This is a genomic window from Mycetohabitans sp. B2, assembly GCF_021733735.1.
Taxonomy (GTDB): domain Bacteria; phylum Pseudomonadota; class Gammaproteobacteria; order Burkholderiales; family Burkholderiaceae; genus Mycetohabitans; species Mycetohabitans rhizoxinica.
Map to the genome: position 1 here is coordinate 58,703 of NZ_JAHKSP010000041.1, position 22,388 is coordinate 81,090.

Here is a 22,388-nt window from a genome sequence, read left to right on the forward strand (position 1 = left end):
GATCGACCATGCCAGATACACCAGACGCCCCGAAATCCAAGCGTGCAGCTTACCCCTATGCATCGGGCGGCTGGGGCTCGCTGAAGGCGGTCGTCGACATTCTTACGAAGGAAAAAGTCGCGCTCAAGGATAGCGGCCTGCTGATTCATCAGAACAAACCCGATGGCTACATGTGCGTAGGCTGCTCATGGGCAAAGCCTGCGCGGCCGCACCTGGCTGAGTTTTGTGAAAGCGGGGCGAAAGCCACCGCGTGGGATATCACGAAAAAGCGCGTGACGCCGGACTTTTTTGACGTTCACACGATCAGCGAATTGGCCACCTGGCATGACCACGATTTGGAGGCAGCGGGTCGCCTCACCGCGCCCCTGCGCTACGACCGCGCACAGGACAAGTACGTCGAAGTGAGCTGGCAGCAGGCGTTCAATGAAATCGGCCGCGAATTGCGCGCGCTAGATCCCGCGCGGGTGGTGTTCTACACGTCAGGGCGCGCGTCGCTCGAAACAGCGTACATGCTGCAACTGTTTGCGCGTCTTTTCGGCACCAACAATCTGCCGGACAGCTCGAACATGTGTCATGAAAGCAGCAGCGTCGGTTTGCAGGAAGCCATCGGCGTGGGTGTTGGCACGATCACGCTCGAGGACTTTGACAAAACCGATTTGATGTTCTTCTTCGGCCAAAACGTCGGGACCAACAGCCCGCGTATGCTGCATCCGCTGCAGCACGCGCGCGAACGCGGTGTGCCGATCATCACGTTCAACCCACTGCGCGAACCGGGACTGATCCGCTTTGCCAATCCACAGTCGCCCGTGCAGATGCTCACCCCGGCCAGCACGCCGATCAGCACGCAGTACCATCAAGTCAGAAACGGCGGTGACAGCGCCGCGATCATCGGCCTCTGCAAGGCCGTGATCGACGCCGACGACCAGGCGCGGCAAAGCGGCGCACCGCGGAAGATCGATGTGTCGTTTATCGAACAACATACGACCGGCTACGACGCATTCGCCGACTACCTGCGCAACACAGCATGGACCGACATCGAGGCGGCCAGCGGGTTGACGCGTGACGCGCTGCAGGCTGCGGCGGCCGAATACATGAAGGCCAACGCGGTAATCGCCCACTACGGCATGGGCCTCACGCAGCATCGGTTGGGGGTGCAAAACGTGCGTCTGCTATGCAATTTGTTGTTCCTACGCGGCAACATCGGCAAGCCGGGCGCGGGGCCCTCGCCGGTGCGTGGGCACTCGAATGTGCAGGGACAACGCACGGTCGGCATCACCGAGAAGCCGGAGCTTGCGCCGCTGGACCGGCTCGCCGAGCAATTCGCGTTTAAGCCACCTCGAGAAAAAGGGCTGAACACCGTCGAAACATTCGAGGCCATGCTCGCCGGCAAGATCGACGCGGTGCTGAACCTTGGCGGCAACCTAGTCCGCTCCGTGCCGGACCGCTCACGCATCGAGCCGGCCTGGCGCAAGCTGCGGCTCACGGTCAACGTCGCCACCAAATTGAACCGCTCCCACCTGTTGCCGGGCGAGATATCCTATGTGCTGCCCTGCCTGAGCCGCATCGAAATCGACCGGCAGGCAAGCGGCGAACAAGCCGTGTCGATGGAAGACAGCACCGCCTGCATTCACGGCTCCCGTGGCTACGCGCAGCCGGCCAGCGACAAGCTGCGCTCGGAGCCTTACATCGTCGCCGAGATGGCGAAGGCCACCCTGGACCCGCGTCTGGGGCCCGACTGGGACGCGTGGCGCGACAATTATGCGCTAGTGCGCCGTGAGATCGTCCAAACCTATCCGGACATGTTTGAGGACTTCGAGCTGCGCATGTGGCAACCAGGTGGTTTCCCGCGCCCGCTGCCAGCACGCGAGCGGCGCTTTGCCACGGCATCGGGCAAGGCCGAATTCCTCGTGCCCGCGACGCTCGGTGAGGACCCGGACATGCCGCAGCGCGAGCCGGATGCGCTACGGCTCATGACACTGCGCAGCGACAGTCAGTTCAACACGACGATTTACGCACACGATGACCGCTTCCGCGGCATCCAAGGCTCACGAATGGTCGTGCTAATGAACCCGGACGACATCCGCCGTCGCGGCCTACATGAGAACGACATGATCACGCTGCAGACCATCGCGAACGATGGCGTCGAGCGGCGCCTTAGCGGTCTGCGCGTGCACGCCTACGATGTGCCACCCGGTTGCATTGCCGGCTACTACCCCGAGTGCAATGTGTTGCTGCCGCTGTGGCATCATGCCAAGCAAAGCAAGGTGCCGGCCGCGAAGTCGATTCCGGTCAGAATACTGCGCGACGACGGCCGCCGCGACACCAATCCATCGGACGACGGCGCGTCGTCTCCTGGATAGACGGCAACGACAGCAGGGACACCCGCTCCCTGTTTTACACACGCGCAATGAAAGTGCCGTGCATGGTCAACAACGCCGGTTCAAGCGCCAGCGCATGTGCAATGCCGATGCGTTGGCGCTGGCTCTCGTCCCATCCAATGGCAAAAGCTACGCCATCGACTGCGCGCCAGGACAATGCCGGCGACGGTGCTGCTTCGCGCGCTACGTCATCTCGGACACAGATGACGACATCAACGCAGCAAGTAACAACGTCAGCCTGCTGCTGGCCGTTCACGCCCGGCGGAAGGCCGGAGCCTACCTCCGCGTCATTCCGACTCAGTTTTGATCCGTGACAAAGGCGAGATAATGATGCTTTGCGTCGTCACAATCGAACGCTCGGAGAAAACGCATGGCTAAGGTATTTCCGCTGCGCCCGCTGCATCCGGAGCGGATCTGCTGGGGCTGTGACCACTACTGCCCGGCCAGCGACATGCGCTGCGGCAACGGGCAGAGCCGCACCCGGCATCCAGCCGAATTGCTCGGGGACGACTGGTACGAACACGGTGACTGGGGATTTGAGGTCAGCCCGGGCGACAGATGTGTCAGGCCCAACAGTGCCACCGTCCGCTAGGCTGCCCTCCGCTAGGCAGGGTCGCCCGCCTCAACAGCGATGTGAACCACCCCGAGGCTGGGTTGGCGCTTAACGCTGCGCGACAGATGCCAGTTTAGCAATTCACACGTATGGTAGTCGAGCACCAGCGCCAACGTCGCCCAGCCATCGCGGCCAGTCTCTTGAAAGCACCCAACTTATTTGGGATTCTTATTAGGCGATTGGATAAACTCATTCGCTATTGACACTAAGATTATAAATTTATTCCGTGAGAAAGCCCGCATTCGCGAGCTTTCTCATTACGATTGACTCTAAAAACCCACTCTGAAATAAGAGTCCTCGCCTCGTACTTCATGGAAATAATTCATTTTCCCCTGGCACCGCCCATATTCATTTTGGGCATAGAACCAGCCGGCCCGCCCATCGGAGCCATAAGGTGGTGAAAAGAGTATTTCAGCCCGGGGAATGCTTGCGCAGGAGCTTAATTGTGCATAGTACTCAATGAATCCGCCCTGGCTGGGAGACAGTGAACCCCATGTCGCCGGTACTTTGTAGGCGCCGAGCGCGACTTGCTGATACGTTACAGAGTCGGTAATGCTGCCTCGCCATACGCGTGAGTCAGCTGGGTCCTGGGTAATGGTGAGAAGATACTTCCGCCCGTGAACTAACTCGTGCTCGGCCGAACAACTGACACCTTTTCCGCCATCTGCGCCGCTGCTGCAATGAGTGGTATCGACTACTTCCGTTCCGCTGCCGAACACCGAGAAAGCCGCAAGCGACTTTCCACCCGGTCGCGGGCGAACACCCATGTAACCCACGCCGCCGCCTGAAAAACCGTACTGCTGAGCAAAATAGTAGCCAGCGGCATCTGGAGCACGGACCACGGTGATGGGGAAGGTGATTTGGGTGATCGGCGGGGTGGTAGGAATGCGGTAAGAGAGCGATGCCATCCCACCCGGTGTCACAGGCGGGGGAAACATAGCGAATTGCCATTGTCTCATGGAGGTGTAATCACTGGGCCCGCCTTGCGCATCGCACGCACCAATCTGTATCTCTACATTGCTGCCGGCATAGACACGGGCACAATTATGGCTTGGCTGCACACCTTCCTTGTAAAGATTTTTTGCGAGTCGAAAGGTACCGCCTTCCAATCTCCACTGCTTTGTCGATAATGGAGCAGAGGCATTACCGTCACAACTCCCCACAATCAGGTCTGTCGACTCTGGGAGGGCTTGTAGGCAGCTGCCAGCCCCCATATCGTTACGATACTTATTCTGGATTAGATAAGTGCCGCCTTCCTGCTCCACGAGCCGCCATTGCCTCATGGAGGTGTAATCACTTGGCCCTCCCTGAGCCTTGCAGGCACCAATCCGTACGGATGTACTGCCCTCGAAGGTGCGCATGCAACTAGCCTGATTTGCCTCCTGCTTGTACTTGCTTTCTATCAGCCCATAGGCGGATCCCTTCGTCTCAAAGGCCGATACACATGTTACGCAACCTAAAGCGCCAGCAAATGTCATTGTAACGATGGTTATCCGATGCATGATATCTATCCTTTTAAATTTTAAAGTTTAGAAATTGCCCTTCATTTTTTATAATTTTAATTAAAAAATTAAAATAATTTCCATCCAGAGTGGATCAAGAAGTAGCCCGCTTGTTTAAACAATCGCTTGAGGCCTTCAAGCGGAGTGTCTGGTTATCACGCTGCCAGCAGGCTCGTGAATATGTATGGCCCTGCATAATCCTGCACAATTCTTTGGAACTACGATTCTTCTTCATTTTTACACTCACACTGTAAATTCTATATATCGCAAATTGAACTCTGTTGCGTCCGCTCTCACGAGACGGACACCTCATCGTTTGATTACATACTCACTGCGATAACCAGCAAGAACGGCTACTACAATGCATCCGTTCACTGTTAGAGCACCTATTGTGTGATCCACTCACACCCTGTCCAAGCATGATGCTTAGCTACCGTGCGCCGCTTCATTGAATAAGGTTGTTTTGACTATAGACGCCCGGTACGGCAAACGCAAGCTTGTCATCTTTAATTGAAACGACAAATTTTAAAAGAGCAGTACCTGTTCCCTCTACATCGGATCTCATTCGCACGTTTGATGATCGCATGAACACAGTGTTTATTTACACCTCTCACGCAAAATCATACTGACTTACCTTGGATGAAACTGGTTTCATTTGCAACAAATCACGGCGGGGGCAGCACCGCCTTACAGCTGCCCGACGTTCAAGTGTGTCGCCATTTGCAGCTTCGCTCCGCCTAAGACCATTTGTGTAGAATGAGCTTATGCACAACCAATTCGCCGTTGAACGACTTGTTCTTCGTGTTATCGGTTAGTTTGCCGGCGTGAAAAAATCGATACTTGACGCCGTTCTCATACGCCCACTTGCCGAGCACTTTGGAGATGAATTCATTGCCATTGTCTGCCTTGACAAGCCCAAGCCCCTATACTTCTACCCTCTGTTCTTCAGTGTATCGGCTCTTCTTCACGTCATGACCTTCTGCTTGTCAAGGTTGCATCATGCCAGATTTTTCTACTTTTAAATGGCCCAGTTTTTTCGGTCAGCCTCATACGCGCTCACTTGTACTGGCATAATGCCCCCTCAGCAGGAGCGCCCTGGTTGCCATGGCAGGCATCATGACATCGCTTCGTCCTCTCCGTCCTCGTGCCTGTCGTCACTACGCGCCCCACCCCGGATTTTGGCGAGGCAAGCCTTGAACAACACGAACGACGAACCTCTGCGCGTCCTGCGGTTTTGGCGCGACCTGGAAATCTTCAATATTCCAACCGCTCCGACGGCAAAAGAGAATACGGCGCACATCAAAGTCAGCACGCTGCGGCGCCGTGGCCCTCAGGCTACGCTTCCCTGGCATCGCAAGGAATTCGCACCCACCAAACAGTACGCGTTCCTGCACGCCGTCTACATAGGTGTTGCTGATGTGGAAGACCTAGCCCGCCTCATGTTGCGCGGCATCGTGCCAGCTGACGATCTCAGCGAACGTGAAGTGCAACGCATGAGCGGCCAGGGGTGGCTGGCCGCTTTCGTCGCCAACGAGCGCGGCGTACCGCTGCCCTACAGCTACCTGGCCGCGAGCTTCGCGCACGGTGTCGATGCGTTTCGCGAGACCGGTACGCTGGATAACATCAACGCACGGTTACAGCGCGCGCAAGAAGAGTTCGCGCAACGCTGCCATCGTCTTGCACCGACGAACGGGCGCAACGAAAGCACAGCGTCCTTATCAGGCACACCGTTGCGATGGGAAGACTTGGAGACCGAACGTGACGTGGTCTGTGCGCTGCTCGGCGAGGATGCGAAACAAGCCGCGCTGGACTGGCGCGTCGTTGTACGCACCAGCCGGATCAAGCGTAGCAAGCTCAAAGACAATCAGGAAGCGACTACCGAGTTCCTCAACTCATTCTATCTGGACGATCTCGACCGGCTGATCGATCAAGCCCAAAAGCAGCAACCGTTCGGCGCCGCGCTCACGCGCTATCTGGGCGCAGCCATCAAGCCCGAAGAACGGATGGACGTCCTCACCGAGCACGCTACGATGGCGCAACTGGTCAGCGCCGCGCGCCTGCCATCCGCACGTTGGCCAACACCTTCCAAGTACCCACTGGTGCTCGCGCAACAGGCCGCCGTCGCGCAGGTGTTGCACACCCTGAGCCCGGACAGTGGCATCCTCGGCGTGAACGGTCCGCCCGGCACCGGCAAGACCACCCTGCTGTGCGACGTGATCGCCGACATCGTCACGGCACGCGCCCGGCGGATCGCCGCACTCGACAAACCCGCGACCTTGTTCGACAAGCCAGTGCAGATGGCCGGCATGAAGTTTTCGCCACTCAAGCGCGCCGTGATCGACGGCACGTCCATCGTCGTCACGAGCAACAACAACAACGCCGTCACAAACATCACGCAGGCATTACCGGCCCGCGCCAAGATCGGCCGCGAATTCGAACCGGCCGCCTACTTCGACGAGGTGATCCGCGAAATCTTCTGCGCGCAGAAAGTTTTCGACGACGAAGGACAGCCCATTGAAGGTTGGGGTGTCATTGCCGCCGCGCTGGGCAATGCCAGCAATCGGCGATCGTTTGCCGCAGGCTTTTTCCGTGACGACCGCAAGGTCAAGCGGCCAACCTCCACTGCTGACACGGCAATCCATGCGCCGGACAACGGCGACGATGACGACGCAAAAGGAACAACGACGACGGACGCTGCGACCCCGCGTGACACTCTCTGCGACGATCGTCCGTCAACAATGAAGCAGATCTTGGAAGCGGCCGACCAAGATTACCCGCGCTATCAGGCCGAATGGGAAACCGCGAAACGCGCGTTTCTCGAGACGCACGCTGAGGTCGAAAAGCAGCGCGCCGTGCTAGTGGCTGCCGAGCAGGCCGCGCGGGAGCTGGATCGCAGCCGCGTGCAATGGGAAACGCTTGAAGCATCCCTGCAAAGCGCGACGGATACGCTTGCCGCGAGTGAACAGGCCCTAGCCGCGTTGCGCGAGCAACAGACCGACCTGCGCGCCCTCATGCACAGTCATCAGGCGGTCCTCGCGCAATGCGAGGCAACCTATCTCCCTTCGCTCTGGGACCGCCTAATGCGATGGCTCGGCCGCGAAACGCCCCGCATGATCGCGCGATGCCACGCGCTCGAAGCCCCCACGCGAGCGATGAGCGAAACCAGCACGGCACTCAGTGCGCTCAGCCGCGACATCGCACAGCGCGAAGCCGCCGTTCAACGCGAGCGTGAACGGCATCAAGCGATATCGCGTGAACTTGCCGCTCTGATGCAGCAGCGTCAAGTCCACCAGCAGGCCTTGGACGCGGGCTATGCGATCGGTGCCAAGCACTTTCCAAATGATGCGTTCTGGTCCTTGCCTTCCGAGACGCGTCATCGCGCCAGCATCGCAGTCAGTCCCGCCCTCGATCATCTGCGCGCACGGCTATTCCTGCACGCCATCGAACTGCATCGCGCGACGATCCTCGCCAACGCCGGCAAGTTCATCGGCAACCTGCGCGTGGTGCACGGCATGCTGACCAACACGTTGCAGGACAAGCTGCTCGCCGATCAACGGCCACTGCTGTGGGATGTCCTGTTTTTCGTGGTGCCTGTCGTGTCCACGACCCTCGCCTCGTTCGATCGCCTGTTCGTCGGCATGGGCCAGGACAGTCTCGGATGGCTGCTGATCGACGAAGCGGGCCAAGCCACCCCGCAATCAGTCGCTGGTGCGATTTGGCGCAGCCGCCGTGCGGTTATCGTCGGCGATCCGCTACAAGTCGAACCGGTCTTCACCGTGCCGTTGCGCGTCACGCAAGCGTTACGTTGCCGCCATCAGGTCGATCCAGCCTGGTCGCCCGCCGACGAGTCGGCGCAAACACTCGCCGACCGCATCACGCCGTTCGGCTCCTGGGTGAGCAAGTCGGCCCAATACACCGGCAGCGAGACGCGCACCTGGACCGGCATGCCGTTGCGTACGCATCGGCGCTGTGACGATCCAATGTTCTCAGTCGCCAACCGTATCGCCTACGCCAACCAGATGGTGCAGGGGCGCGTCGATGAGGCAGGACAACCACTGCCCACGCCCTTTTCTTGTACCCTCGGCGACAGCGCCTGGTTCGACGTGGCCTCCACGCGCGTGCACCATCCAGTGTCGGACGACGAGCTGGACGTGCTGCGCCAGTGCCTGACCATGTTGCGGCGTGAGCCGGCGCATGGTGAGGACAACAAACCGGCCCGCGTCTACGTCATCTCACCCTTGCGTAAAGTAGCCAACGCCTGCGGCGATCTCGTGCGACGCGGCAAATTCGAGGGCATCGAGGTCGGCACCGTCCACACGTTTCAGGGCAAGGAAGCCGACGTCGTCTTCCTCGTATTAGGCACGGCACCCGGCCAGCAAGGCGCGAAAGCCCGCAATTGGGTAACCGGCACACCGAACCTGCTCAACGTCGCCATCACTCGTGCCAAGTGCCGCCTGTACGTGATCGGTGACGCGCAACAGTGGGGGGGTCTGGACTATGCCAGCGAGCTATACGCCGCGCTGGCCGTCGTGCGCCTGCCGCCCAACACGCAACCATGCGGGTCGGCGGAAGATACGCCTTTGCTCTTTGACGCATAGCGCGCGTAGACGCCGCCGCATCGCGTCGGTTGTGTTGCCATCCGAATCTACGCTAGCCTACGTGTAACACGCACGTGGTTTGTGTAGCAGTCGGAACAGGCGACAGATAAAGAAAACCCCGGTTCTCCGTGAAGAACCGGGGTTTCCACCGCCTATACCGAAGTACTGGCGGAGACGGAGGGATTCGAACCCTCGATCCAGGTTTTGGCCCAGATGCTCCCTTAGCAGGGGAGTGCCTTCGACCTCTCGGCCACGTCTCCCGAAACTTCGCTCGCGTAGGGAGACCACGCGACGAAGGCAAGATCATAACGGCTCTATGCGATCACGTCAATTCATAAGACGCTACAACGAGCGCGCCACGGTCGGCGGCCGCCGATGCGACAGCCGCCGCGCGATCACGCCTGGTCGAGTTCAAACGCTTTATGAAGCGCGCGCACGGCAAGCTCCATGTACTTTTCGTCGATCAACACCGAGATCTTGATTTCGGATGTCGAGATCATCTGGATGTTGATGCCCTCCTCCGACAACGTGCGGAACATTTTGCTGGCGACGCCCACGTGCGAACGCATGCCAACGCCGACGACCGATACCTTCGACACCTTTGGATCGCCCAGCACCGTCTGCGCGTTCACCTGTCCGTCGGCCTGATGGGTCAGGATGTCCATCGCGCGCTGGTAGTCGCCACGGCCAACGGTGAACGTGAAGTCGGTCTTGCCGTCCACGCTGGTGTTCTGGATGATCATGTCGACGTCGATGTTGGCGTCGGCGACCGGCCCGAGGATCTGGTAGGCAATGCCTGGCTTGTCAGGCACGCCCATGACCGCGATACGCGCTTCGTCGCGCTGGAAGGCGATGCCGGAGATAACGGCTTGTTCCATTTTCTCGTCTTCTTCAAAGGTAATCAGGGTGCCCGAACGCATTTCGTCGTCCAGCGGCATCAACGGATCAGTCAGGCTCGACAGCACGCGCGTCTTTACCCGGTACTTGCCGGCGAATTCGACCGAACGGATCTGCAGCACTTTGGAGCCGAGGCTGGCCATCTCCAGCATCTCCTCGAACGTGACCCGATCAAGCCGGCGTGCCTCTTCGACAACGCGCGGGTCGGTCGTGTACACGCCGTCTACGTCAGTGTAGATCAAGCATTCGTCGGCGCGCATCGCAGCCGCGATCGCGACTGCCGACGTATCGGAGCCCCCCCGGCCCAACGTGGTGATGTGGCCGTCAGGATCCACGCCCTGAAAACCCGTGATGACGACGACCTTGCCGGCATCTAGGTCGGCCAGCACGCGTTTATCGTCGATCTCATTGATGCGAGCCTTCGTGAACGCGCTGTCCGTCTTGATCGCGACCTGCCAGCCTGCATAGCTGACCGCGTTGACGCCTTCTTCCTGTAGCGCGATCGACAACAGGCCAACGCTAACCTGCTCGCCCGTCGATGCGATCATGTCGAGTTCGCGCGCACTGGGCTGCGTCGATAGTTCCTTCGCAAGCGCGAGCAACCGGTTGGTTTCACCAGACATCGCGGACGGCACGACGACCAACCGGTGACCCGCCTTGTGCCACTTCGCGACGCGCCTCGCGACATTCCTGATGCGCTCAACCGAGCCCATCGAGGTGCCGCCGTATTTATGTACGATGAGTGCCATTGCCGTTATGAACTAGAGGGGAAACCACGCCGGCGCGCACGCGGGGTCGTTCGACAAAAGGGCACAAACGAGAAGCGGCGCCGTCAGCGCATGCGCGCCTGCCCGATCAATGAAAATCGGGTAAAGCCAGACGAGCAAACCGGTAACCCTACCGTATGCCGGTGTACTTGACAAGCGAAAATGCGTGCCGCGCCGCGATGCGCCTGCAGCCGAAGGTCACGCAAGCAATATGTCCGGGTGCCATTCGATCCGCACCCGGCCGCCGCCCGCAACGTTGGGATCGACGCCCAGCCCGGGTACCCACAGCAACGCATCGCCGACAAACAACAGCGGGACATCGCGTCGCCAGGCCGGCACCGCCGCCTCTTGGAAAAGGTTCTTTAACGTGCGCAGCGGACCGCCGGCGCGCAAGCGCATGCGCTCGCCGCCGCGTCGACCGCGTACCGTGAGCGGCGCGCCTTCGAGAACGCTGCGCTGTACCCCCTGCTCATCGTTGGCACCACACGGCATGAAAACAATCGATCCCCGCCACGCCGGCAGCCGCCAAACCGACTGGCCCGACCATCGCAACTCGGTACTCGGCGGCATCGCATCATGACTGGCCGCCCCGTCATCCTGGCGTTCCCACCAAACCCGGTTGCGATACAGGCGCAGGCAATGTTCGTCGTGCTCGATCCGCAGCGCCGCATCGTCCCCGGCCTCACGCAATTGACGCAGTATTTCCTCGACGCGCGCCGCGGATGCCGTCGCCAGCCCCGCCTCGCGCATCCAGAACCGCAGCAGATTGACCGCGCGCTCATGACTGAGCTCAACCAGCGCACACCGCGATAACATTGGACCCACGGGCACCGGTGCATCGGATCGCTTCATGGCGGCGGCACGCCGGCTGGCAAACGTGCATGCACGCAGATCGATCATGGCCAAATCCTCGAGCAGACGCTGCGCGGCGGCGGCATGCCGGGCCGTTCGCGCTAGCGCGTCGCGGTACCCGGGAAAATGGACAGCCAGCGTCGGCATCACATGCCGCCGCACCGCATTGCGCGCATACCGAAGGTCTGCATTGGATTCATCCTCAATCCAGCGCAATGTATGCTGACGCGCATACGCGTCGAGAGAAGCCCGCAGTACCGGCAATAAAGGCCGCACGTGGATGAGCCCGTTCGGTAGCACACGATGTAACGGCATCGCGGCGAGCCCGGGCAGCCCCGCGCCACGCAGCAATTGCAACAGTACGGTCTCGGCTTGGTCGTCCGCGTGATGGCCAAGCCACAGCACGCGCACGCGATGGGCCGCGCACATTTGCTCGAGCGCTGCATAGCGGGCGTCACGCGCAAGGGCTTCGACGCTGTGCTGCGGCGTGCGCGTGATTGCGACAGCGCGGCAATCAAAAGCGACATCAAGCCGGCACGCCACGTCAGCGCAATGGCTGCGCCAGGCATCGGCATGAGGACTGAGCCCGTGATGAACGTGCAACGCGACACACCGGCGTGCGCCCAGCACGCGGGTGGCCGCGTGCAGCAGCACCGTGGAATCGATGCCCCCGCTGAAAGCGATCGCAACGGACGCATCGCGATGCAGCGCCGTGGCCTGAGCTGCCACCGCCCCGAGAATCAGACGCTCGACCGATGATTCGTCCGCACTCGTCATCTGCTTACCCGTCTAGACACCACCCGGCGCATGCCGCATCGCGCCATTAGTTGCCGAACGGGCCGGCCTTGTATTTGCCGTAGTTCATCAGCCGTTCGAAGCGGCGGGCACACAGATCGTTTGAACTCATGCCCTGGAACTGTCGCAGCGAGTCGGCCAACGCACGGCGCAGCATCGCGGCCATGCCTTTCGGATCCCGGTGTGCACCGCCCAGCGGCTCGTTGACGATCTTGTCGATTAGGCCGAGCGCCTTAAGCCGGTGCGCGGTCAAGCCCAGCGCCTCCGCTGCCTCGGGCGCCTTTGCCGCACTCTTCCATAGGATCGACGCACACCCTTCCGGCGAAATCACCGAATAGGTCGAGAACTGCAACATCAACACGCTGTCGGCCACGGCAATGGCTAACGCGCCGCCGGAGCCGCCCTCGCCAATGATCGTCGCGATCGTTGGCACTTTCAACTCGGCCATCACATAGAGATTGCGACCGATGGCCTCGGACTGACCACGCTCCTCGGCACCCACGCCCGGATATGCACCCGGCGTGTCGATGAACGTGAAAATCGGCAAGTTAAATTTCTCGGCCACCCGCATCAGCCGCTCAGCCTTGCGATAGCCTTCCGGGCGCGACATGCCGAAGTTGCGCAACGCGCGCTCCTTCGTGTCGCGTCCCTTCTGCTGACCGATTACCATGCACGGATGACCATTGAAGCGCGCCAGCCCACCAATGATCGACAGGTCATCGGCAAAGGATCGGTCACCGTGCAATTCGTGGAAATCCGTGAACAACTCGTTCACATAGTCGAGCGTATAGGGACGCTGAGGATGCCGCGCGATCTGCGACACCTGCCAAGGTGACAGGTGCGCATACAGGTCCTTCGTCAATTGCTGGCTTTTCTTGGACAGCCGCTCGATCTCTTCCGAAATATCGACGGCCGAATCGTCTTGCACGAAGCGCAATTCTTCGATTTTTGCTTCGAGCTCAGCGATCGGCTGCTCGAAATCCAGAAAGGTGGTCTTCATTTGTTCGAATCCTTGAACTATCCGGCAGCGCGTATTCTAACCGCGTGTCGCCCTACCGGAACCGGCTCTGAACTATCACATTGGCGTTTTGATAGTTTTCGATGCAATGCCAACAGCGGACATTGCGCCACCACGCCCGACCTGCGCCCGATGCGCGGGTTAAGCCTGCGCGCTCAGCGGCTCCAGACTGCGCCACATGTACCATGTCGCGACAGTCCGCCACGGCTCCCAATTCGCCGCGACCTCCCTGGCTTCGCTGCGCGTGACCGGCTCGCCGCTGAAATAATTGACACTAATGGCACGGATCAGTCCGAGATCATCCAGCGGCAGCACGTTCGGGCGCATCAGGTTAAAAATCAGGAACATCTCGGCGGTCCAGCGGCCAATCCCGCGTATCTGCGTAAGCTCGTCAATGACCGCCTCGTCATCCATCGACGCCCATGATGCGACATGCAGCGCACCGGACGTAAAATGCTGCGCAAGGTCCAGGATGTACTCCGACTTGCGCTTGGACAATCCGCACTCGATCAATCGCGGCTGCCCAAGCTTCACAATGCGCGCCGGCGCAATCGACGGGCATGCGGCCGCGAGCCGCGCCCATATCGCCTGCGCAGCGCTGACCGAGATCTGCTGGCCAACAATGGAGCGGGCAAGCGTCATAAACGGATCGCCGCGCACCATCAAGTGAACGGGCCCGAACTGTGGAATCAACTTTTTCAGGATACGATCGCGACGGACCAGGTCCGCGCACGCACGGTCCCAATATTCGGGACGCGACACGGTGGACACCTGCTCCTGTGATGTGGCCGGGACCGACGCCTCGGACGCTGGGGCAGCCGCCTTGCGCGCCGGGCTAACATCCGACACTGGCAAACGCGCGTTGCGTACCGGCTCGGTCCCCGACGCCGACGCACGCGCGTTGTGCACCGGTTCGGCCTCCGGCACCGACGCACGCGCATTGCGCGCCGGCTCCGCGTTCGAGGCTGCACGAGGCGCGCGTCGTGGCGCAGCGTCTTCGTCAAGCCCATTGGCGCGCGCCACACGCGTACGGGTAGCGCCGCGCTTTGCCGCCGCCGCGCTCGCCGCATCCGGCGGCGCCTTCGCCTCCGTGCTGCGCGCCGCCTTCTTGGCCGTTGCCATCTCGCCTCCTGGCTGCGGACTCATGCCGACGCCGCTGCGCTTCACACGCGTCGCCATTCGGTCTTTCCGCCCGGTTTGTCTTCGAGCACGACACCGGCCTCGAGCAATGCCGCCCGGATCCGATCTGCTTCGGCATAGTTCTTCGCGCGCTTGGCCTGCGCGCGGGCTTCGATTTGTTCATCGATCTGCGCGGCATCGAGCGGCGCCAGCTCATCCGCAGTGGGCGCGCGCCCCTGTAGATACTCGCGCGGATCGCGCCCGAGCATGCCCAGTACACCGGCCAGCCCCTTGAGCTGACGCGCCAGCGCGGGATCACCCGTACGGTTCAAGTCCGTGACCAAGTCGAACAACGCCGCGAACGCAACCGGTGTGTTGAAATCGTCGTTCATCGCGGCGCGGAATGCCGCCGCATGACGCTCGCTCCAGTCCAACGCGCGATCATCCGGTGCAACATTCTTGAGCGCCGTATAGAGCCGGGTGAGCGCCGCGCGCGCGTCGTCCAGGTGCGAGTCACTATAATTCAGCGGCGAGCGATAATGCGCGCGCAGGATCAGCATTCGGATCACTTCGCCGTCATAGCGCTGCAATACGTCGCGCAGCGTGAAAAAGTTGCCAAGCGATTTTGACATCTTTTCGTTGTCGACGTTGACGAACCCGTTGTGCAACCAGTAGTTAACGAAAGGCTGACCAGTCACGCCCTCGCTCTGCGCGATCTCATTCTCGTGGTGAGGGAATTGTAGGTCCTGCCCGCCGCCGTGGATATCAAACCGCTCGCCGAGCAACGCGCAACTCATCGCTGAGCACTCGATGTGCCAGCCCGGTCGTCCGCGCCCCCATTTCGAATCCCAGCCGGTGTCAGGCGGCTCGCCGTCCTTTGAGCGCTTCCACAACACGAAATCGAGCGGATCCTCCTTGGCGTCGTTCTGCGCGACGCGCTCGCCCGCGCGCAGGTCCTCGAGTGACTTGCCGGACAACTGGCCATATGCGGCAAACTTGCGCACTGAATAATTGACGTCGCCATCACGGCCCGGGTACGCATAGCCGTTGCGCTCGAGCGCATCAATCATGCCCAGCATCTGCGAAATGAATTGCGTGGCGCGCGGCTCATGGTCCGGGCGTTGGATGTTCAGCGCCGCCTCGTCCTCGTGCATCGCCGCGATGAAGCGTTCGGTCAGCGCGCGGATCGGCTCGCCGTTATCCACCGCGCGACGAATGATCTTGTCGTCGATGTCGGTAATGTTGCGCACATATGTGACACGATAGCCGAGCGTGCGCAGCCATCGCTGGATCATGTCGAACACGACCATCAGTCGACCGTGACCGACGTGGCAATAGTCGTAGACGGTCATCCCGCACACGTACATGCGTACTTCGCCGTCGTGCAGGGGAACGAAGGTCTCTTTGTTGCGACTGAGCGTGTTGTATAGACGGAGTTGATCCATAGAAAAACGTTGCGTGCGCCGAGCGCTGTCAAACGCAGCCGGCCGCGACACTCACGCGATACGCCACCGCTTCGCGCGAGAGCGCTGCACGGCCGCACGGCCGCCGACGTGATCCGTTCGGGGAATCGACTGGGTCGGATGCGACCACGAATGCCACGAATGGCGCGAAGACCGTTGACTGTTCTCGGGAACAGCCGGACGTTTTGTTAGAATGGGCTGAAGTATAACACCGTGAAAAGAGCCTATGAACACGACTCGCAGTCGCATCGCGCTTGCGGCAATGAGCTTCTTGGTCGCCGGCGCAGCGCACGCGCAGATTTCGCCCCCCGTCGCCGACGGCACGCCCGAAATCGACGCCGCGATCGTGCAGCACGACTGGGCCGGGGCGCTCACGCGGCTCGACGAGCGCGTGCGCTCGCACCCGCGCGATGCGCAGGCGCGCTTCAAGCGCGCTAATGTGCTCGCGCAGTTGGGCCGCGACGACGACGCGATGGCCGCGTACACGGCGCTCACGCAGACCTATCCGGAACTGCCCGAACCGTACAATAACCTGGCCGCGCTGTATGTGAAGCGCGGCAAACTGGATGAAGCCCGCGTGGTGCTCGAGACGGCGCTGCGCGCCAGTCCGGGCTATGCGCTCGCGCAAGCAAACCTGGGCGACATTTACCTGCGGCTGGCGGCGGAATCGTTCAAGCGCGCCAGCGCACTCGATCCACATGACACGTATTCAGCACGGCGTAGCCGGCAGATTGTGCAACTGGTGAGCCCGCCGACGCGCACCGAGGCACGGCCTAGCGCCGCCGATGCACGGTCTGGCGCCGCCGATGCCCCGCATGACGACAGCGATGCGCCAGCTGGCCGCGCGGTGGCTGCGCCAACCACGCCGCCACCGCAGGACGCGACACCGAACTTCCCGACGATCGTCCCGGGCACCAGCGCGGCACCTGCGCTCGCGCCCTATATGGCGCCGCAGACGGCACAACCTTGATCCGTCCGCCCCGGCCCGCGCCGTCGCGGGTGTGTTGCGCTGCACGCGGCGCACGAAGCGTTTTTTCAACCGATGCCCCCAACACAGGAACCGAAACATGAAACTGCTGCTATCCGCGCTGCTTGGCACGGCGCTCATCGCGTCAGCGCCGGTGCATGCACAATCCCATGCCGGAACTCGCCAGGCGGGCGCAAGCCATCCGAACGTGCTGTTCAAGACGTCGATGGGCGAGATTCGCGTCGAACTGTATCCGGAAAAAGCGCCACGCACAGTCGATAATTTCATCCAGTATGTAGCATCGGGCCAATACAACAACACGATCTTTCATCGCGTCATTCGCGGCTTCATGATTCAGGGCGGCGGCTTCACGCCGGAGATGGAGCAAAAGCCCACGCGAGCGCCGATCTCGCTGGAAAGCCGCAACGGGTTAAAGAACACGACCGGTTCGATCGCGATGGCACGCACCAACGACCCGAACTCGGCGAGCGCCCAGTTCTTTATCAATACGGTCGATAATCCAAATCTCGATTACCCGAATCCTGACGGCCACGGCTACGCGGTATTCGGCAAAGTCATCTCCGGCTTGGATGTCGTCAAGAAGATCGAGACAACGCCCACCACCACGCGCGGCAGCTTTTCGGACGTCCCGCAAAAGCCCATCGTGATCCAATCGGCCACGGTGGTGTCCAAGTAAGAACACGTTGCAGCGCAACCGGATTCAGCCCTCATTCAACCAACACGCACAAGGAGCAAACATGGTCGAACTACACACGAATCACGGCGTCATCAAGCTGGAGTTGAACGCCGAAAAAGCGCCCAAGACGGTCGATAATTTCTTGAGCTATGTGAAGAAGGGTCACTATGACAACACGGTGTTCCACCGTGTGATCAACGGCTTCATGATCCAGGGAGGCGGGTTCGAACCCGGCATGAAGCAAAAGCAGACCGATGCGCCGATCGACAACGAGGCGAACAACGGACTGAAGAACGAGGTCGGCACGATTGCGATGGCACGCACCAACGATCCGCATTCGGCAAGCGCCCAGTTCTTCATCAACGTCAACGACAACGACTTCTTGAATCACAGCGCACCGACGCCGCAAGGCTGGGGCTACACCGTGTTCGGCAAGGTAGTCGAAGGCATGGACGTGGTCGACACAATCAAGGCGGTGCGCACTGGCGCGCGTGGCTTTCACCAGGACGTGCCGCTAGAGGACGTCGTGATTGAGAAGGCCGTCATCGTCTGAGTCCGGGACGCGCGCGTTGAATCCCGCTGATAACGGCGCCGCGTCGCGCGCGCTGCTGCTGATCTCCGACCTGCATCTGAGCGAGGCGCTGCCGCGTACCGTCGATGCGTTCGAGCATTTCATCCGCATCACCGCGCGCGACGCCGATTCGGTATTCATTCTCGGCGACTTGTTCGAGTATTGGATCGGCGACGAGATGCTCGCGTCGTCGTTTGCACGACATATCGCCGAGTTGATGCATACGCTATCCGAACGCGGCATCGCGCTGTACGTGATGCATGGCAACCGCGATTTCCTGCTCGGCCGCCGCTTCATGGCGGCTGCGGGCGCAATGCCGCTGCCTGATCCATTCGTCATCACCGCCTTTGGCGAGCGTATCGTCCTCACGCATGGCGACGCGCTGTGCACGGCCGATGTCGGCTACCAACGATTTCGCCGCGTCGCGCGCACTGCACTCGCGCAAAGCCTATTTCTCGCACTGCCGTTGCGCTGGCGTGAAAGGGTCGGCGAGCGCATGCGACGCAAGAGCCTCGCCCGACCGGCGCAACCGTCGCCGCGATATGACGCGACACCTGACGCGCTCGCCCGCCTGTTCGCCGCGACCCATACCCGCACGATGATCCATGGCCACACGCATTTGCCCGCTTGCCATCACCAGCATGGCACCGCGCGCTGGGTGCTGCCAGACTGGGAGCTAGACCACGGTGCACCGCGTGGCGGTTACCTGAGGATCGACGCAGATGGCATCCGCGCACTGCCGCTCGATGTCTGCGGCGGCCCGACGCGGGCTACTTGTTTTGAATGACCTCGCCGAGCTTACGCAGGTCCGCGATGCTGGCCTGGCATCCGTCGAGTTGTTCTAGACGCGCACCCAGGCGCTCGAGCGCTGCCACCAACTCGTCGATCCGACCCGACTGCTGCGCGGCATGATCGATCAGTCCGTGAATCGCTAGCGACATTGGGTCGTCGGCGTTCGGCATCAAGCCATACGCAACAAAGGGTTGTTGCAACGGCATGCCTTCATGCTTGCCGCCCACCCCGTTGACGGGCGTGGCGCCGGGCGATGGCACGTTGGGCACAATCACGCGCGCCGGATTGCCGACCACCGTCGCTCCGGCGGGCACCGGCTTCACCACCACCGCATTGGACCCAATCTTCGCGCCCTCGCCGACCGTGAAACCACCGAGCACTTGCGCGTTCGCGCCGACGATCACGCCGGCTTGCAGCGTCGGGTGCCGCTTGGCGCCGCGCGACAACGACGTGCCCCCCAACGTGACGCCTTGATAAATCGTGCAATCGTCCCCCACTTCGGCCGTTTCGCCAATCACGACACCCATCCCGTGATCGATAAAAACCCGTCGGCCGATGGTCGCGCCCGGATGAATCTCGATACCGGTAAAAAACCGCCCCAGGTGCGACACGAAGCGCCCGAGCCAACGCCACCCCGCCCGCCAGCAACGGTGCGCGAGCCAGTGGAACATCAGTGCGTGCAACCCGGGGTAACAGGTCAGTACCTCCCACGTGCCGCGCGCAGCAGGATCCTTCTGGCGGATAGTGGCGATGTTTTCGCGAAGTTTGTCGAACATAGCGAGTCACAGAGCCTAGGCGGGTCATTGTATTGAGATTGCGCGCCGGCAGCGCGCCAGATCCAACACGCGGCCACTACCGATCGTCGCCACGCAAGCCCTGCGACTTCAGCAAAATATGCTTGGCAATACCCCGCACGATATTGACTTCCTCGCGCTCCAGGCCAGCCCGCGCAAACAACCGGCGCAGCCGTGGCATCAGCTTCTTCGGACTGGCGGGATCAAGGAAATCCAGCGCGATCAGCGCATTCTCCAGATGCACGAACATGCGCTCGATTTCGTCATGCGGCGCCAGCGATGAGGCCACGCCGGCGGGTGGCGTCTGCGGTGCGGTGTCCAATAGCGCCAGCCGCAATTCGTAAGCGAGCACTTGGACCGCTTGCGCGAGATTCAGCGAACTATAGGCGGGATTGGCCGGGATATGCGCTAACACGTTGCAGCGCTCGACGTCGGCATTGGACAGCCCCGTGCGCTCGTTGCCGAACACCAGCGCAATGTCGCCGGCCGCCGCTAAACCGCGGGCGCGCAACGCGAGCGCGCGGGGCGCTAGCGTTGGCGGCCCCCACTCGCGCTCGCGCGCAGTCAGCGCCACGGACCAGTGAACGCCGGCCAACGCATCGGCCAGCGTGGGCACGACATGCGCGGCCGCCAACACGTCGTCCGCGCCGCTGGCCATCGCCTGCGCGTCGGGGTGGGTGCGTACCGCCTCGAGCCGCGGGGCGACCAGCACAAGCCGGGAAAAACCCATTGTCTTCAACGCGCGGGCCGCCGCGCCGACATTGCCGGGATGGCTTGGCTCGACGAGCACGAAGCGCACCGACGTAAAGCCGCCCACCCAAGACGTCGAGTCATCGCACAGGGGCGAAGGCGCCTCAGCCGGGCGCGAGCCTACTGGAGGCGGGCTTACTGGAGACAGGCCTACCGGAGACGAGCCTACTGGAGACAAGTCTACCGGGGACGAGTCTGCCGAAGACAAGCCTGTCGGGAACGAGCCTGTCGGGGACAAGCCGAGTGGAGTGACACTGTGATTCACGATTCAGATTCGATGACCAAAGACTTCAATGGTATCGCGAGTGCGGCGGCGCGGAACATGCGCCAACGCGCAGTGGCGCTTGCTGATAAAATAACGGATTCATCATGCCGCCGCACGACCGACGTGCTGGCGCGCGTCGTTCTTGCTCAATTCGTCAGCTCTGGCCGCGCGGGATCGCGCCGCGGCAGTTGCCTCGTGCCCAAGGAAAAAGCCCATGCATCCGATGCTCAACACCGCTGTCAAGGCCGCGCGCCGCGCCGGACAGATCATCAACCGCGCGTCGCTGGACGTCGACCTGCTGCAAGTGACCCAGAAGCAGCACAACGATTTCGTCACCGAGGTCGACAAGGCAGCCGAGGCAGCGATCATTGAGATATTGCACACCGCGTACCCCGACCATGGGTTCCTCGCGGAGGAGTCGGGGGCCAGCGCCAGCGAATCCGAATATCTGTGGATCATCGATCCGCTGGACGGCACAACGAACTTCATCCATGGCTTCCCGCAATACTGCGTGTCGATCGCGCTTGCCCATCGCGGCGTCGTCACGCAGGCGGTGGTCTACGACCCGGCACGCAATGACTTATTCACCGCATCACGTGGCCGTGGTGCGTTCCTCAACGACCGGCGCATCCGCGTGTCACGGCGCGACCGCCTGGCCGACGGGTTGATCGGCACCGGTTTTCCATTCCGCGATCAGAGCGGCCTAGACGAGTACCTAAAGCTATTCAGCGAAATGACGCGTGCGTGCGCCGGCCTGCGTCGGCCGGGCGCGGCCGCGCTAGATCTTGCGTATGTAGCCGCCGGCCGCTATGACGGCTTCTTCGAGCAAGGCATTCAACCGTGGGACGTCGCGGCCGGCAGCCTGCTCGTCACCGAAGCGGGGGGCTTGATCGGCAACTACACCGGGGATTCAAACTTCCTGTACCAACATGAAATCGTCGCCGGCAATCCGAAGCAGTATGCGCAGATGGTGCAGATCTTGAAGCCGTACAGCCGGGTGGGAACGGCGGCCTGAACCGTATAAAGGGAACAGTCGCGGGTGCGCGTACACCCGTGACTTCCGGCGTTCTGCCCTCGGCGCGTTGCGTTGGATCGGAAAAGTACCCGTTCGCGACCTGGCCAACCGCTTCGGATATCGACTGCGCGAAGAGCATCCATGCTACATCCTTTGATGCTTCCGTATCTCGACGTCGCACCGCACGCGCCGCAGCCCCTAAACCATGACGATTCGCCGACACTCGCTTGCCGACGCAACGCAGTCCACTAGCCCTCCACCCTGCGTCGCTCAATCCTCAACCCAGACGCCGGGTCGCATCACAGCTAATCGCGCGCCCATGCCCAATCCGGCGCTTCGCGATATCGGCTCGATACCGCCCTCTTCGTCCCGCGTGGCGAACACTGCCGGCTGCCCTAAGCCAAGCATGCTGGATGATGCAACAAAAAAACTGGCGAGCGAGCTGTCGCCATGCTTAGCTGTGCTGCGAGACATAGAACTGTTACGCAAAAAGCAGCGAGATGCCGCACGCGTGTTCCTGAGCGCCCACTCGCCG

The 22,388-nt window shown here is 61.3% G+C and carries 18 protein-coding genes, 1 tRNA gene and 1 pseudogene; 9 read left to right on the forward strand and 11 right to left on the reverse strand.

From position 1 onward, the window contains the following. Positions 1-8 precede the first annotated feature (8 nt). From KPG66_RS08245 to KPG66_RS08255, 3 genes are all read left to right on the forward strand, one after another. Positions 9-2,360 (forward strand): FdhF/YdeP family oxidoreductase, encoded by a 2,352-nt coding sequence (locus KPG66_RS08245; protein ID WP_237070599.1) that lies wholly within the window; start codon positions 9-11, stop codon positions 2,358-2,360. Positions 2,361-2,418: 58 nt separating this feature from the next. Continuing rightward, positions 2,419-2,685, forward strand: coding sequence for a hypothetical protein (locus KPG66_RS08250; RefSeq protein WP_237070600.1), 267 nt, complete (start codon positions 2,419-2,421; stop codon positions 2,683-2,685). Positions 2,686-2,748: 63 nt separating this feature from the next. Then, entirely contained in the window at positions 2,749-2,970 is a 222-nt protein-coding gene (locus KPG66_RS08255) for a DUF3079 domain-containing protein (RefSeq protein WP_237070601.1), read from the forward strand. 290 nt (positions 2,971-3,260) lie between these two features. Here KPG66_RS08255 and KPG66_RS08260 read toward each other — a convergent pair whose 3' ends face one another. Together KPG66_RS08260 and KPG66_RS08265 are read right to left on the reverse strand one after the other, a co-directional pair. Then, positions 3,261-4,493: an RICIN domain-containing protein gene (locus tag KPG66_RS08260; protein WP_237070602.1), complete on the reverse strand. Its 1,233-nt coding sequence runs from the start codon at positions 4,491-4,493 to the stop codon at positions 3,261-3,263. A gap of 779 nt (positions 4,494-5,272) precedes the next feature. After that, positions 5,273-5,404: pseudogene (locus KPG66_RS08265) on the reverse strand (IS3 family transposase); the annotation flags it as partial. Between the two features lie 282 nt (positions 5,405-5,686). Between KPG66_RS08265 and KPG66_RS08270 the strand changes: the two are divergent. Beyond that, entirely contained in the window at positions 5,687-9,091 is a 3,405-nt protein-coding gene (locus KPG66_RS08270) for a DEAD/DEAH box helicase (RefSeq protein ID WP_237070603.1), read from the forward strand. A gap of 166 nt (positions 9,092-9,257) precedes the next feature. Here KPG66_RS08270 and KPG66_RS08275 read toward each other — a convergent pair. The 6 genes from KPG66_RS08275 to cysS all read right to left on the reverse strand — a co-directional run bounded on the left by KPG66_RS08275 (position 9,258) and on the right by cysS (position 15,984). Continuing rightward, a tRNA-Ser gene (locus tag KPG66_RS08275) sits at positions 9,258-9,351 on the reverse strand. A 135-nt stretch (positions 9,352-9,486) separates the two neighbouring features. Further along, complete coding sequence (locus KPG66_RS08280) at positions 9,487-10,737, reverse strand: aspartate kinase (protein ID WP_013435652.1); 1,251 nt, start codon at positions 10,735-10,737, stop codon at positions 9,487-9,489. A gap of 216 nt (positions 10,738-10,953) precedes the next feature. Continuing rightward, positions 10,954-12,384 carry a tRNA lysidine(34) synthetase TilS gene (gene tilS / locus KPG66_RS08285; protein WP_237070604.1) on the reverse strand — a complete coding sequence of 477 codons (1,431 nt, stop codon included), beginning with the start codon at positions 12,382-12,384 and terminating at the stop codon, positions 10,954-10,956. A 46-nt stretch (positions 12,385-12,430) separates the two neighbouring features. Continuing rightward, positions 12,431-13,402, reverse strand: coding sequence for an acetyl-CoA carboxylase carboxyltransferase subunit alpha (locus tag KPG66_RS08290; RefSeq protein ID WP_013435654.1), 972 nt, complete (start codon positions 13,400-13,402; stop codon positions 12,431-12,433). A gap of 159 nt (positions 13,403-13,561) precedes the next feature. Continuing rightward, positions 13,562-14,542: a DNA-3-methyladenine glycosylase family protein gene (locus KPG66_RS08295; protein WP_442929424.1), complete on the reverse strand. Its 981-nt coding sequence runs from the start codon at positions 14,540-14,542 to the stop codon at positions 13,562-13,564. A gap of 41 nt (positions 14,543-14,583) precedes the next feature. Continuing rightward, complete coding sequence (gene cysS, locus KPG66_RS08300; protein ID WP_237070608.1) at positions 14,584-15,984, reverse strand: cysteine--tRNA ligase; 1,401 nt, start codon at positions 15,982-15,984, stop codon at positions 14,584-14,586. 244 nt (positions 15,985-16,228) lie between these two features. On the opposite strand from cysS, the gene KPG66_RS08305 reads away from it, so the two are divergent. The 4 genes from KPG66_RS08305 to KPG66_RS08320 all read left to right on the forward strand — a co-directional run bounded on the left by KPG66_RS08305 (position 16,229) and on the right by KPG66_RS08320 (position 19,024). Further along, on the forward strand, positions 16,229-16,972 hold the full coding sequence (locus tag KPG66_RS08305; protein WP_237070610.1) for a tetratricopeptide repeat protein: 744 nt from the start codon (positions 16,229-16,231) through the stop codon (positions 16,970-16,972). 97 nt (positions 16,973-17,069) lie between these two features. Beyond that, positions 17,070-17,666 carry a peptidylprolyl isomerase gene (locus KPG66_RS08310; protein ID WP_237070611.1) on the forward strand — a complete coding sequence of 199 codons (597 nt, stop codon included), beginning with the start codon at positions 17,070-17,072 and terminating at the stop codon, positions 17,664-17,666. A 61-nt stretch (positions 17,667-17,727) separates the two neighbouring features. Then, positions 17,728-18,219 carry a peptidylprolyl isomerase gene (locus tag KPG66_RS08315; RefSeq protein ID WP_041753667.1) on the forward strand — a complete coding sequence of 164 codons (492 nt, stop codon included), beginning with the start codon at positions 17,728-17,730 and terminating at the stop codon, positions 18,217-18,219. Positions 18,220-18,235: 16 nt separating this feature from the next. Then, positions 18,236-19,024, forward strand: a complete 789-nt coding sequence (locus tag KPG66_RS08320) for a UDP-2,3-diacylglucosamine diphosphatase (RefSeq protein WP_237070613.1) — start codon at positions 18,236-18,238, stop codon at positions 19,022-19,024. On the opposite strand, the gene cysE is transcribed toward KPG66_RS08320, so the two are convergent. Further along, entirely contained in the window at positions 19,008-19,805 is a 798-nt protein-coding gene (gene cysE, locus KPG66_RS08325) for a serine O-acetyltransferase (RefSeq protein ID WP_237070614.1), read from the reverse strand. The two genes, KPG66_RS08320 and cysE, sit on opposite strands and share 17 nt — an antisense overlap. A gap of 76 nt (positions 19,806-19,881) precedes the next feature. Then, positions 19,882-20,721, reverse strand: coding sequence for an RNA methyltransferase (locus KPG66_RS08330; protein WP_442929425.1), 840 nt, complete (start codon positions 20,719-20,721; stop codon positions 19,882-19,884). Between the two features lie 331 nt (positions 20,722-21,052). On the opposite strand from KPG66_RS08330, the gene KPG66_RS08335 reads away from it, so the two are divergent. Continuing rightward, complete coding sequence (locus KPG66_RS08335) at positions 21,053-21,853, forward strand: inositol monophosphatase family protein (RefSeq protein ID WP_041753668.1); 801 nt, start codon at positions 21,053-21,055, stop codon at positions 21,851-21,853. A gap of 270 nt (positions 21,854-22,123) precedes the next feature. Here KPG66_RS08335 and KPG66_RS08340 read toward each other — a convergent pair whose 3' ends face one another. Further along, the gene (locus KPG66_RS08340) at positions 22,124-22,327 is read right to left on the reverse strand and encodes a hypothetical protein (RefSeq protein ID WP_237070615.1); all 204 of its coding nucleotides are present in this window, start codon (positions 22,325-22,327) and stop codon (positions 22,124-22,126) included. Positions 22,328-22,388: the final 61 nt, after the last annotated feature.

Bases quoted from the DNA above. Each gene is read 5' to 3' on its own strand.
- KPG66_RS08335 (WP_041753668.1), top strand. From the start codon at position 21,053: ATGCATCCGATGCTCAACACCGCTGTCAAGGCCGCGCGCCGCGCCGGA.
- KPG66_RS08245 (WP_237070599.1), top strand. From the start codon at position 9: ATGCCAGATACACCAGACGCCCCGAAATCCAAGCGTGCAGCTTACCCC.
- cysE (WP_237070614.1), bottom strand. From the start codon at position 19,805: ATGTTCGACAAACTTCGCGAAAACATCGCCACTATCCGCCAGAAGGAT.
- KPG66_RS08310 (WP_237070611.1), top strand. From the start codon at position 17,070: ATGAAACTGCTGCTATCCGCGCTGCTTGGCACGGCGCTCATCGCGTCA.
- cysS (WP_237070608.1), bottom strand. From the start codon at position 15,984: ATGGATCAACTCCGTCTATACAACACGCTCAGTCGCAACAAAGAGACC.
- KPG66_RS08280 (WP_013435652.1), bottom strand. From the start codon at position 10,737: ATGGCACTCATCGTACATAAATACGGCGGCACCTCGATGGGCTCGGTT.
- KPG66_RS08260 (WP_237070602.1), bottom strand. From the start codon at position 4,493: ATGCATCGGATAACCATCGTTACAATGACATTTGCTGGCGCTTTAGGT.
- KPG66_RS08290 (WP_013435654.1), bottom strand. From the start codon at position 13,402: ATGAAGACCACCTTTCTGGATTTCGAGCAGCCGATCGCTGAGCTCGAA.
- KPG66_RS08305 (WP_237070610.1), top strand. From the start codon at position 16,229: ATGAACACGACTCGCAGTCGCATCGCGCTTGCGGCAATGAGCTTCTTG.
- KPG66_RS08340 (WP_237070615.1), bottom strand. From the start codon at position 22,327: ATGTCTCGCAGCACAGCTAAGCATGGCGACAGCTCGCTCGCCAGTTTT.
- tilS (WP_237070604.1), bottom strand. From the start codon at position 12,384: ATGACGAGTGCGGACGAATCATCGGTCGAGCGTCTGATTCTCGGGGCG.
- KPG66_RS08255 (WP_237070601.1), top strand. From the start codon at position 2,749: ATGGCTAAGGTATTTCCGCTGCGCCCGCTGCATCCGGAGCGGATCTGC.
- KPG66_RS08315 (WP_041753667.1), top strand. From the start codon at position 17,728: ATGGTCGAACTACACACGAATCACGGCGTCATCAAGCTGGAGTTGAAC.
- KPG66_RS08295 (WP_442929424.1), bottom strand. From the start codon at position 14,542: ATGGCAACGGCCAAGAAGGCGGCGCGCAGCACGGAGGCGAAGGCGCCG.